This is a genomic window from Halopseudomonas pelagia, assembly GCF_009497895.1.
Taxonomy (GTDB): domain Bacteria; phylum Pseudomonadota; class Gammaproteobacteria; order Pseudomonadales; family Pseudomonadaceae; genus Halopseudomonas; species Halopseudomonas pelagia_A.
In genome coordinates this window covers 2,441,176-2,453,002 of sequence record NZ_CP033116.1, presented here as the reverse complement: position 1 = coordinate 2,453,002, position 11,827 = coordinate 2,441,176, and the positions used below count along the sequence as shown (strand labels likewise).

The following is an 11,827-nucleotide window of genomic DNA, read 5'->3' as shown; positions in this document are numbered from 1 at the left end:
CCGTCCCGCGGACTGTTGTGTGACAAAACTCATTCAAGTTTGATCCTTGTCAACCGATACTGCTAAAGCATATTTATACTGGCTGCCCAGTGTCTTCGCGGCGGCGATTGCACGGCCTCAAAGGAGCAATGACGTGGTTCTTCAGCATCTACCGTTAAAATACAAATTCTGGGCCGTCAATTCGGTAGCATTCGTCACCACCCTGATGCTGGTTCTGGCCGCTCTCTGGATCGAGCAGCACAGCCTGCAGGATCAGCGAAAGCAACTCGCCGGTGCCGTGCTGGCCTCCAACAATAGCTCCATCCCCGCACTACCTGGGCTGAAAGAAATTCCACCAGAACCCCGACACAACCGATTGACCTCAGGCAACACGGCCACCCCTCTGTGGAAATCTGCTGAGGAATTAGACCCAGCGGATGCCCGCGAGTTCTATGGGCTCTGGGCCGGCCAACAGGCAGGGCAACCCTACCTGCTGGGTGTTGAGCGTATCCCCTATATGCAGTTGCTGATCGAACGGGCGCTTTTTTACGCTGTCACCGTGACTCTGCTGATGCTGTTGCTGCTGGTTGTCTCACAACTGCTGATCTCGTTTATTACCGGGCACATCATCGCGCTGCGTGACGTGATGCTCAAGGTCCAGCAAAGCGGTGATCTGACCCTGCGCGCGCAGGCTGACTCACGTGACGAGATCGGCTCCATAGCGCGAGCTTTCAATGCCATGCAAGCATCGCAGCACGACATTGTCCGCTCGGTCAGGCAGGCTGCGGAACAACTGGATGCAGGCACAGCCAATCTGGTTCAAGTCATGGCCCAGATGCGCGCGGGCATGACCAGCCAACAGAGCCAGACTGACATGGTCGCCGCTGCTGCCAACGAGATGAGTGCGACCGTACAGGACATCGCGCGCAATTCGTCGACGACTCGCGATCAATCCAGGCAAGCGGATTTGCTGGCACGCGAAGGCCATGATCGGGTGAACCTGGTTAGTCAGACGATCGCCGGCCTGGCGACCAGCATCGAACGTTGCACCCGGCATATGGAAACCCTGCAAGGACATAGCCGGGAAATCAGTGGCGTGGTCAGCGTGATTCGTAATATCGCCGAGCAAACCAACCTGCTTGCCCTTAATGCTGCCATTGAAGCCGCGCGCGCCGGTGAGTCAGGCCGCGGATTTGCGGTGGTCGCAGACGAAGTACGAGCTCTGGCGCAACGGGTCCAGATCTCTACCGAGGAAATTCAGCGCATGATAGAGGCGCTGCAAAGCGGCACCAGCGCGGCGGTGAGCGATATGCAAGCGAGTGCAGCGCTGACGCATGAATCAGTCGAGCAAAGCCAGCAGGCGGGAGAGGCACTGGGGATTATTGCAGCCGCCGTCAGCCAGATTCGCGATGGAAATAGCGAAATCGCCTCTGCCGTAGAGCAGCAGAGCCAAGCGGCAGAAGCCATTACCGAGAGTGTGGTGCAGATAAGGGATGTGACAGAAACTACCGTGAGGCAAACCTCACTCAGCGCTGCCACCAGCGAGCAACTGGCCAGTCTGGCGCACACCCTGAGCGGGTCGGTGAGCAAACTCAAAACCTGATATCGACAACGCTGCGCCGATACCAGGTACACCGCGGTTACTTCAGGGTGATCCGCTCCTGATTCTTGGCCAGGGTAGCCTCGCCAATACCCTTGACCTCCCCCAGGTCTTCAATCGCGGCAAAGGCGCCATTGGATTCGCGGTAGTCGACAATCGCCTGAGCCTTGGCCTGACCTACGCCCTGGAGCACTTCGGCAATCTCATCGGCACTGGCAGAATTGATGTTGACGCTGACCACAGGGGCTGGAGTGGATTCTGCCAGAGCAGGCAGGGCAAAGACCGAGGCAAAAGAAAGACAAACAGCAAGAATAAAATGCTTCATGGTAAAGCTCCTTTTTTATGAAAGATCGCCGCACTGCAGGGGTGACTGCAGCGGATCTGGCCCGCTTCCCTGCGGCCGAATCAACTTAAAACAGCTGTATCTGAAAATAAAAAGCTTTTTACCCTTGTTGTGAGACGCGTCTCACTATCAGGCGCGTAGCGCCGCCAGCCCGCGCATCAGATCGGCTTGCAGATCCTCTACTTCTTCCAGACCCACCGCAATGCGGATCAGATTGTCGCGAATCCCCGCTGTAGCTCGGGTTTCCGGCGTCAGACGGCCATGAGTAGTGGTCGCAGGATGGGTAATGGTGCTCTTGCTGTCACCCAGGTTAGCGGTGATGGACAACAGCCGGGTCGCATCAATGAAACGCCAGGCCGCCTCACGCCCTCCGGCCACCTCAAAGCTGAGCACAGCACCGAAGGCCTTTTGTTGACGCTTGGCCAACTCATGCTGCGGGTGACTGGGTAGCCCAGCGTAATACACGTGCTCGACCCCCTCCTGCTGTTCCAGCCATTCGGCCAGTGTCTGCGCGCTGGCGCAATGTGCCTGCATGCGCAGGCGCAAGGTCTCCAAACCTTTGAGAAACACCCAGGCATTGAACGGGCTGAGGGTCGGTCCAGCAGTGCGCAAAAAGCCCACGACTTCCTGCATGTGCTCGCGGCGGCCCGCGACTACGCCCCCCAGGCAACGGCCTTGACCGTCGATATACTTGGTAGCCGAATGAATGATGATGTCGGCGCCCAGTTCCAGAGGCTTTTGCAGTGCTGGCGTACAGAAGCAATTATCCACCGCCAACAGGACTCCCTGCGCATGAGCCACTTCCGACAGGCCGCGAATGTCCACCAGCTCGGCGAGCGGGTTGGAGGGCGATTCGACAAAGAACAGTTTGGTATTGGGCTTGCACGCCGATTTCCAGGCATTCAAGTCCGCTAGCTCGACATAATCGAACTCGACCCCGAAGCGCTTGAAGTATTTGTCGAACAGACTGACCGTGGCGCCGAATACACTGCGCGAGACCAGAATATGATCGCCGCCAGAGCACAGGCTCATGACCATGGCCAGAATCGCAGCCATGCCTGAAGACGTAGCGACAGCCTGCTCGGCGCCTTCCAGTGCAGCCATGCGCTCTTCGAACGTGCGCACAGTGGGATTCATGTACCGCGAGTAGACATTGCCCTTGGCTTCGCCAGCAAAGCAGGCAGCTGCATCAGCGGCGCTGCGAAACACATAGCTGGAAGTCAGAAACAAGGCTTCGCCGTGCTCGGCTTCGGGCCCGCGGCGCTGGCCCGCGCGCACGGCCAGGGTATCGAAACCCACTTCGCTCAGATCGCTATCCAGGCGACCCGCATCCCATTCTGTAGTCATGGCTCGAATCTCTTTGCTGCGCTAACGAGTTGGCGTTACGCCAGCCCGCCAACGGCTGTTGTTCCTGCTTAATTATTGTGCAGCTCAATCACCGCGTTGCCTTGATCACCTGTGGCCATGGCAGCATCATTGCGCGCGCGCTCGATCTTGCCCAGGTAAGCCTCGTTCACATCGCCAGTAATGTAATCACCGTCGAAAACCGAACAATCAAAGCGCTTCAGCTTGGGATTACCCTCACTGACCGCGTCCACCAGGTCATGCAGATCCTGGTAAATCAACCAGTCCGCGCCGATCAATTCAGCCACTTCTTCAGTGGTACGATTGTGCGCGATCAGCTCATGAACGCTGGGCATATCGATGCCATACACGTTCGGGTAGCGCACTGCCGGTGCCGCAGAGCAGAAATAAACCTGTTTGGCACCCGCTTCCCGGGCCATCTGAATGATCTGCTTGCAGGTAGTGCCGCGAACGATGGAGTCGTCCACCAGTAGAACATTCTTGCCACGAAACTCCAGCTCAATTGCGTTGAGTTTCTGCCGTACAGATTTTTTCCGCGCGGCCTGGCCGGGCATAATGAAAGTACGCCCGATATAGCGGTTCTTGACGAAGCCTTCACGGAACTTGACGCCCAAATGGTTCGCCAGCTCCACCGCCGAGGTACGGCTGGTGTCCGGAATCGGGATCACCACGTCGATGCCGTGATCCGGGTTGTCGCGCAGAATTTTTTCCGCGAGTTTCTCACCCATGCGCAACCGCGCCTTATAGACCAGCACGTTGTCGATCATCGAATCCGGGCGCGCCAGATACACATGTTCGAAAATGCAGGGCGAGTAATGTGGATCTTCCGCGCACTGACGGGTATGTAATTCGCCCTTGTCAGTGATGTAAACAGCCTCGCCCGGCTCCAGATCGCGGATCAGATCGAAGCCCAGCACATCCAGCGAGACGCTTTCCGAGGCGATCATGTACTCGACGCCATTCTCGGTTTCGCGCTGGCCAAAAACGATGGGGCGAATCGCATTGGGGTCGCGGAAGCCGACGATGCCGTAGCCGGTGACCATCGCAATCGCCGCGTAGCCGCCGACACATCGCTTGTGCACAGCGCGCACGGCATCAAAGATATCTTCCTGGCTGGGCTGCAGTTTGCCGCAACGGGCCAGTTCGTGAGCGAAGACGTTGAGCAATACTTCCGAGTCGGAGTTGGTATTGATGTGGCGCAGGTCGGACTCGTAGATCTCGCGAGACAGCTGTTCGACGTTGGTCAGATTGCCGTTATGCGCCAGGGTGATGCCGTAGGGAGAGTTGACGTAGAACGGTTGCGCTTCGGCCGAACTGGACGACCCAGCTGTTGGGTAGCGCACATGGCCTATGCCCATGTTGCCTACCAAACGCTGCATATGCCGCTGATGAAACACATCTCGTACCAGGCCGTTATCCTTGCGCAGGTAGAGCCGCCCACGGTCGCAGGTTACGATGCCGGCGGCGTCCTGGCCGCGATGCTGCAGGACTGTCAGGGCATCATAGAGCGCCTGATTGACGTTCGCTTTGCCCACTATGCCAACAATGCCACACATGCCTAAACACCTTTTCGTCTATGGATACACCACACCTGCCACTGCCAGGTGCAAGGATCAGCGCCCAACAAACCCGAGAATCATGCTCTTGGACCAGTCAGCAACCAGGAGAAAATGCGGAATCAGCTCGGACTGCCGCCACCATTCGTCAGCATCGACCGGCGCCAGGCTCAAAAGCCCTACACCAACGGTAACCAACAATGCACCGCGGGCGGCACCAAATATCATACCCAGAAAACGGTCTGTACCACTCAGGCCAGTGACCATCACCAACTGGCCGATCAGATAATTGACCAGCCCGCCTAGAATCAATGTCAGAACAAATAATATAGCGCAGGCGGCAATCACCCGAAGCGAAGGTGTCGCGATATACGGAATCAGATACTCGGCCAGCGCACCGCCAAACATCCAGGCTACCAGACCAGCGACCACCCAGGTCACCAGCGATAGCGCTTCCTTGACGAAACCCCGGGCTAAACTGATCACAGTCGAGACGGCAATAATGGCGATGATGGCCCAATCAATCCAGGCTAGTGTCACGACGAAACACCCGTTGGCGGAAAGGCCAATATTCTACCAGAGCCGCCCTTTGACCGGAACCGCTATCGCTTACCGGAAGCCGCATCAAACGCCGTTACGAAACCCTTGGTCTCATGCCGACGACTCAGCTCGTCGCGCACGCGGTTGGCGCTTTCGCGATCCAGAAGCGGCCCTACGTAAACCCGGGTAATCTCCTTGCCATCCGCCTGTGCCGTTACCGTATAGGCGTTGTAGCCCTGCTCCACCAGTTTCTGCTTGAAACCCTCGGCATTCGCCACCGCTGAAAAGCTGCCTAACTGGATGACCCAATCGCCTTGCGTGGCGGTCGGTGCAACGGGTGCTGGCGCGGCTTCAGGCTCGGGGGCGAGCACAGGCTCGGCGACTGGCGCTTCGCTAATCGCTGGCTCAGCGACCTCCTCTTCCACCGGCAGAGGAATCCCTTCAGCCTCCGGAATATCATTCACCGGCTCGGGTGCCGACAATTCGATAGGGGCCGCGGATTCGATAGGCTCGCTCGACATCACCGGCTGCTCAGGGGCTTCGACTTCAACACTGACGGTCTCGTCCTGACCGGATAACAGCATGGGCAGAAAAACCACCGCAGCAATGATCAACACCAACGCACCGATAAGCCGCTGTTTCAATTTGTCATCCATTATTCAGATCCCGGGACTGGAGGTTTAGCCAGAGTATGGCTGCTGAGACGCAGAAAAACGACCCGAAAATGACTATTTCGGTAGAAGCTGGCGTTGTGTCCAGGCTCTGCTCCAACGCTTCGGCGACAGAGCCGTAACCTTCACTTCGCTCCCCTAGAACTGTCAGACAGGTCGCCAGATCGCTAACGGGCCGCGTTCTCGGGCTGGGTAAAGGGGCTAGTGCCCAGCGACTGAATACACCGACCAGAGGCGCAACCACCCCGGCAAGATCCTTGTCTGCCAGCAGACCAAAAACCGCCAGCCGCTCTACGCTATCAGATTCAAGTTCGGCGGCGAGAAAAGCCGCGGCATGCGGATTGTGCCCTACATCCAGCAGCAATTGCCGTGGCTGGCCGCGCCAGCTGACAGTGCGGCGCTGCATGCGGCCGGGTACGCTAACATTGGCCAACGCATCGACTATCTGCCTGTCGGCAAGCTCCAGCCCCGCCGCCCAGAACGCCTGCAACGCCGTGACCAGGTTGTCCTTGGGCAAGGAAACTGCTCGCAGACCGCTTACGTTTCGCGATTCACCCCGCGAATCCTGACCATATAACAGCCAATGCCCACCTTCCGCGCGCCACCCATAATCTGTATTGCGTTGCAGCATCAACGCCTGTTGACGCCCTACTTCCGCAACGAACGTAGAGGGCAGATCGATTTCACTGCAGACCAGTTTTATCGCTGGTCGCAAAATGCCGGCTTTTTCGAAACCCACAGACTCCCGGGTGTTGCCCAGATATTCCTGATGGTCCAAGCCGATACTGGTGACCACAGCCACATCGGCATCGACAATATTCACCGCGTCAAGGCGGCCACCGAGGCCGACTTCCAACACTACCGCGTCCAGTCCCGCCTGCTCGAATAACAGCAGTGCTGCCAGCGTGCCGAACTCGAAATAGGTCAGGGAGGTTTCTGCGCGGGCGGTCTCTATTCGAGCAAAAGCCTCGCAGAGGCTTGCGTCAGACACGGGCTTACCGTCTATGCAGACCCGCTCGTTATAGGCCAGCAAATGCGGGGAGGTATAGACGCCTGTGCGCAGCCCGGCCTGCTGCAACAGCGCCTCCAGGGTCGCGCAAGTGGACCCCTTGCCGTTAGTGCCGGTGACGGTAAACACTAACGGTGCGGGACGGGAGAGCCCCATACGGGCCGCAACACTGGCCACCCGCTGCAAACCCATATCGATCTCGGTAGGATGCAGCTGCTCCAGCCGCGCCAACCAACCAGCCAGATCGGTGTGCGCCATCAGGCCTCGCCGGTCAGGGGCTCAAGCGGCGGATCCCGTTCCGGTGCGGGCAAGCCCGTGAACATACTCAGCATGCTCGACAGCCGATCACGCAACTCGGCGCGGGGGATGATCATATCCAATGCCCCATGGGCGAGCAGGAATTCACTGCGCTGGAAGCCTGCGGGAAGCTTCTCGCGAACGGTCTGCTCAATAACCCGCGGACCGGCAAAACCGATCAGCGCATTAGGCTCGGCCACGTTCAGGTCGCCGAGCATCGCCAAGCTGGCAGATACGCCGCCGTAGACCGGATCGGTCATCACCGAAATAAACGGAATGCCCTCTTCCTTCATTTTCGCCAGAGCGGCACTGGTCTTGGCCATCTGCATCAATGAAAACAGCGCTTCCTGCATGCGCGCGCCACCGGACGCTGAAAAGCACACGTAGGGAATACGCTCTTTAAGCGCAATTTCGGCACCGCGTACAAAGCGCGCACCGACAACACTGCCCATCGAACCGCCCATGAAGTTGAACTCAAAGGCGCTGGCTACAATCGGATTGCCTTTCAAGGTGCCCTGCATGACCACTAACGCATCTTTCTCGCCGGTATCTTTCTGCGCTGCGGTCAGGCGATCCTTGTATTTCTTGCTGTCGCGGAACTTCAGACGGTCGACCGGCTCCAGTTCGGCAGCGATCTCGGTGCGCCCTTCCGGATCAAGAAAAATATCCAGGCGACGGCGGGCGTTGATACGCAGGTGATGGCTGCACTTGGGGCAGATATCCAGGTTTTTTTCCAGCTCGGGGCGGTACAGTACGGCATCGCAGGACGGACATTTGCGCCACAGGCCCTCGGGCACACTGCTCTTTTGTGCTTCGGAACGCACTATGGAGGGTATCAACTTATCTACCAGCCAGTTGCTCATCGCCAATCCTTATTTTCGTTGTCTGCTATACCAAAGGGGGTTGTTCTATCGCTGATCCATAGCCAGGCGCATGTCGCGAATAATAGCGCCAATTGCCTTGCGAGCCTGTTCAGGCTGCCCAACATGATCGGCAATCTGATTAACCAGTACCGAGCCAACCACCACACCATCAGCCACAGCGCCAACAGCTGCTGCGGTCTTTCCATCACGAATACCAAATCCCACGCCAATCGGCAAATCGGTCACGGTGCGCAGTTGATCGAGCTTGGCTGCCACATCAGTGACGTTCAATGCACTGGACCCGGTCACACCCTTGAGTGAAACATAATAGACATAGCCGCTGGCATGGTGACAGATTTTCGCCGCCCGCTGCAGCGTGGTGGTAGGTGACAAAAGGAAAATCACATCCAGCCCGCGCGCCTTGAACAGCGCAGCGACCTCGTCGGCTTCTTCCGGAGGCAAGTCCACGGTCAGAACGCCATCAACCCCTGCAGCCAGCGCCGCATCGGCAAAGGTTTCATAGCCCATGCGTTCAACCGGGTTGAGATAGCCCATCAATACCACCGGGGTAGTCTGATTGGTCTCGCGGAACTGACGCACCATCTCCAGCACTTGAGTCAGGCTAACCTGGTGTTTCAAGGCTCGTTCCATCGCTTGCTGAATCACCGGGCCATCGGCCATCGGATCAGAGAAAGGCACCCCCAACTCAATGACGTCCGCGCCCGCCTCCACCAGTTCGTGCATCAGCGGCAAGGTCATTGCCGGATCCGGATCACCGGCTGTCACATAGGGAATCAACGCCTTGCGGCCATCTGCACACAACTGTTCAAAACACGCTTGTATTCGACTCATATCACACTCTGTTCAAAGACTGATGCCGTCAATGCCGGCCACGGTATGAATATCCTTGTCACCACGCCCGGACAGATTGACCACTATAGTCTGATCTGGACGCATGGTGGCTGCCAGCTTCATGGCGTACGCCACTGCGTGAGCAGACTCCAGTGCCGGCATGATGCCTTCGACGCGGGTCAGCTCACGGAAAGCAGTCAGGGCTTCTTCGTCAGTGGCGTTTACATAGCTCACCCGGCCGATGTCTTTCAACCAGCTATGCTCTGGCCCGACACCGGGATAATCCAACCCTGCGGAAACTGAATGGGTTTCAATGATCTGGCCAGCGTCATCTTCCATCAGATAAGTCCGGTTGCCGTGCAGCACACCAGGCCGGCCGGCTGCTAAGGGTGCGGCATGCTGGCCTGTCTCCAGGCCCAGACCGCCCGCTTCAACGCCATACATGGCCACGCCAGTGTCTTCAAGAAAGGGGTGGAACAGTCCGATCGCGTTGGACCCGCCGCCGACGCAAGCCACCAGCGCGTCAGGTAACTTGCCATACTGGGTCAAACACTGCGCGCGTGCCTCACGACCGATAACGCACTGAAAGTCCCTTACCAGTTTCGGGTAGGGATGCGGGCCGGCGACCGTGCCGATAATGTAGAAGGTGTCATCAATATTGGTGACCCAATCACGCATTGCCTCGTTCATCGCGTCTTTCAAGGTGCGGGAACCAGACGTTACCGGTATCACTTCAGCACCGAGAAGCTTCATGCGGTAAACGTTGAGCGATTGCCGCTGAACGTCATCAGCGCCCATATACACCTGGCATTTAAGCCCCAGCCGCGCAGCGACTGTTGCCGTGGCTACGCCATGCTGGCCAGCACCGGTCTCGGCGATCACGCGCGGCTTGCCCATGTGCTTGGCCAGCAGCGCCTGGCCGATCGTGTTGTTTACCTTGTGCGCGCCAGTGTGATTCAGGTCTTCACGCTTAAGATAGATCTGCGCGCCGCCGACCTTGGCGGTCAAGCGCTCAGCCAGATACAGCGGCGAGGGACGGCCGACATAATGGGCGAGATCGTAATCGAACTCTGCCTGGAAGTCTGGATCAGCGGACAAGCGCTGATAAAGCGCCTCCAGCTCTTCCAGCGCGTCCATCAGCGTTTCGGAAACAAACCGGCCGCCATAGGGTCCGAAATGCCCTCGCTGATCAGGAATAGTGGTGTAATCCACGGGTTTTGTGTCAGACACGCTTCACCTCTTGAACAAAGGAATTGATTTTAGCGGCATCCTTGATGCCCTTGGCCTGCTCTACACCGCCGCTGACATCCACCGCCCAGGGGGCAGATCGGGCAATGGCATCGGCTACATTCTCTGCGGTCAACCCGCCAGCCAGTACCAGCGGCCAATTACGCTCGAGCGGAATAAGCGACCAGTCAAAGATCTCTCCAGTACCGCCGGGCACGCCTTCCTTGTAACTGTCCAGGAGAATGCCGGAGGCGTCTGGCCACTGAGCGGCTAGGGCGTTCAGGTCATCGCCGGGCTTCACTCTGAGCACCTTGAGATAGGGTCGGCCAAACTGATTACAGAACTCTGCCGGCTCGTTGCCATGAAATTGCAAAACGTCCAGGGGAGCTTCCGCCAGCACTTGATGGACCTCAGTTGCAGACGCATCCACAAACAGGCCAACGGAAGTGACAAAAGGGGGCAGCGCGCGAATGATCTGACGCGCGACTGTTGGGCTCACTGCGCGCGGACTGGCGGGATAAAACACCAAACCTATGGCATCGGCTCCAGCCCGCGCAGCGGCCAGCGCGTCTTCAATCCGCGTGATACCGCATATCTTGATTCGCACCATGTATGGAGAAATACCTGAATTGATCTGGCCCTGAATAGTAGCAGATCAGCCCGCCAGCGTCAGTCGAGCGTATTCAGCGCCGCCAGAAAGTGCGGACCCATATACCGTTCCGGCAAGGAAAAGCGCTCGGGATAAGTGACATCAACCAGATACAGACCGTAGGGCGGCGCAGTCAGCCCGCCCTCGCGTCGGCAGCGGGCTTCAAGCACCTCGCCCGCCCAGCTCACCGGTCTTTCTCCACAGCCAATCTGCATCAATACACCCGCAATGTTGCGCACCATATGATGCAAAAATGCATCAGAACGAATATCGATCACGATAAATCGACCAAACTCGACCAATTTCAGGTGATGTACCCGCTTGACCGGTGATTTTGCCTGGCATGCCAGCGCCCGGTAGGAAGTGAAGTCGTGTTCGCCTACCAGGGGCTCGGCCGCACGCCGCATCAGATCGATATCCAGGGGCCGATAATTCCAGGTCACTTCGTGCGCCAGGTGCGCGGGTCGGACCGGGTCATTGTAGATAACATAGCGATAACGTCGCGCTACCGCCGAGAACCGGGCATGAAAGTCCTTCGGCACGGTTTGCGCCCAGGCCAGGCTGATATCCGCCGGCAGGTTGGCATTGGCGCCATGCACCCAGTTGAACGCGGTACGCACCGCATTGGTTTCAAAATGAATGATCTGACAGGAGGCGTGTACGCCGGCATCAGTACGGCCTGCGCAAAACAGGTTCACCGGATGATTGGCGACTCGTCCAAGGGCTTTTTCGACCGCCTCCTGGACGCTCTTGACTCCCGGTTGCTGACGCTGCCAGCCGCGGTACGCGGTGCCGCGATATTCGACGCAGGCCGCTACCCTGGAAACAACAGCGGCCGCCTCTGGGGCGGCCGCGTCTGAGGTTGAACTACTCATT

Annotated in this window: 12 protein-coding genes; 1 reads left to right on the top strand and 11 read right to left on the bottom strand. The window is 58.0% G+C overall.

Annotation, left to right across the window (positions count from 1 at the left end; all coding sequences use genetic code 11):
- Window positions 1-133 precede the first annotated feature (133 nt).
- Window positions 134-1,582 carry a methyl-accepting chemotaxis protein gene (locus EAO82_RS11550; protein WP_231703197.1) on the top strand — a complete coding sequence of 483 codons (1,449 nt, stop codon included), beginning with the start codon at window positions 134-136 and terminating at the stop codon, window positions 1,580-1,582.
- A gap of 37 nt (window positions 1,583-1,619) precedes the next feature.
- Here EAO82_RS11550 and EAO82_RS11545 read toward each other — a convergent pair whose 3' ends face one another.
- The 11 genes from EAO82_RS11545 to truA all read right to left on the bottom strand — a co-directional run bounded on the left by EAO82_RS11545 (window position 1,620) and on the right by truA (window position 11,826).
- On the bottom strand, window positions 1,620-1,904 hold the full coding sequence (locus EAO82_RS11545; RefSeq protein WP_096345854.1) for a ComEA family DNA-binding protein: 285 nt from the start codon (window positions 1,902-1,904) through the stop codon (window positions 1,620-1,622).
- 147 nt (window positions 1,905-2,051) lie between these two features.
- The gene (locus EAO82_RS11540) at window positions 2,052-3,269 is read right to left on the bottom strand and encodes an O-succinylhomoserine sulfhydrylase (RefSeq protein WP_096345853.1); all 1,218 of its coding nucleotides are present in this window, start codon (window positions 3,267-3,269) and stop codon (window positions 2,052-2,054) included.
- Window positions 3,270-3,337: 68 nt separating this feature from the next.
- Complete coding sequence (purF, locus tag EAO82_RS11535; RefSeq protein WP_096345852.1) at window positions 3,338-4,843, bottom strand: amidophosphoribosyltransferase; 1,506 nt, start codon at window positions 4,841-4,843, stop codon at window positions 3,338-3,340.
- A gap of 57 nt (window positions 4,844-4,900) precedes the next feature.
- Window positions 4,901-5,383, bottom strand: a complete 483-nt coding sequence (locus EAO82_RS11530; protein ID WP_096345851.1) for a CvpA family protein — start codon at window positions 5,381-5,383, stop codon at window positions 4,901-4,903.
- Between the two features lie 62 nt (window positions 5,384-5,445).
- Entirely contained in the window at window positions 5,446-6,039 is a 594-nt protein-coding gene (locus EAO82_RS11525) for an SPOR domain-containing protein (protein WP_096345850.1), read from the bottom strand.
- Entirely contained in the window at window positions 6,032-7,321 is a 1,290-nt protein-coding gene (gene folC / locus EAO82_RS11520) for a bifunctional tetrahydrofolate synthase/dihydrofolate synthase (RefSeq protein WP_096345849.1), read from the bottom strand. The genes EAO82_RS11525 and folC overlap by 8 nt, the downstream gene beginning before the upstream one ends.
- Window positions 7,321-8,223, bottom strand: a complete 903-nt coding sequence (gene accD, locus EAO82_RS11515) for an acetyl-CoA carboxylase, carboxyltransferase subunit beta (protein WP_096345848.1) — start codon at window positions 8,221-8,223, stop codon at window positions 7,321-7,323. The genes folC and accD overlap by 1 nt, the downstream gene beginning before the upstream one ends.
- Before the next feature lie 45 nt (window positions 8,224-8,268).
- Entirely contained in the window at window positions 8,269-9,075 is an 807-nt protein-coding gene (trpA, locus tag EAO82_RS11510) for a tryptophan synthase subunit alpha (RefSeq protein WP_096345847.1), read from the bottom strand.
- A gap of 12 nt (window positions 9,076-9,087) precedes the next feature.
- Window positions 9,088-10,305 carry a tryptophan synthase subunit beta gene (trpB, locus tag EAO82_RS11505; RefSeq protein ID WP_096345846.1) on the bottom strand — a complete coding sequence of 406 codons (1,218 nt, stop codon included), beginning with the start codon at window positions 10,303-10,305 and terminating at the stop codon, window positions 9,088-9,090.
- Window positions 10,298-10,912: a phosphoribosylanthranilate isomerase gene (locus EAO82_RS11500; RefSeq protein ID WP_096345845.1), complete on the bottom strand. Its 615-nt coding sequence runs from the start codon at window positions 10,910-10,912 to the stop codon at window positions 10,298-10,300. The genes trpB and EAO82_RS11500 overlap by 8 nt, the downstream gene beginning before the upstream one ends.
- A 59-nt stretch (window positions 10,913-10,971) precedes the next feature.
- Window positions 10,972-11,826, bottom strand: a complete 855-nt coding sequence (gene truA / locus EAO82_RS11495; RefSeq protein ID WP_096345844.1) for a tRNA pseudouridine(38-40) synthase TruA — start codon at window positions 11,824-11,826, stop codon at window positions 10,972-10,974.
- Window position 11,827: the final 1 nt, after the last annotated feature.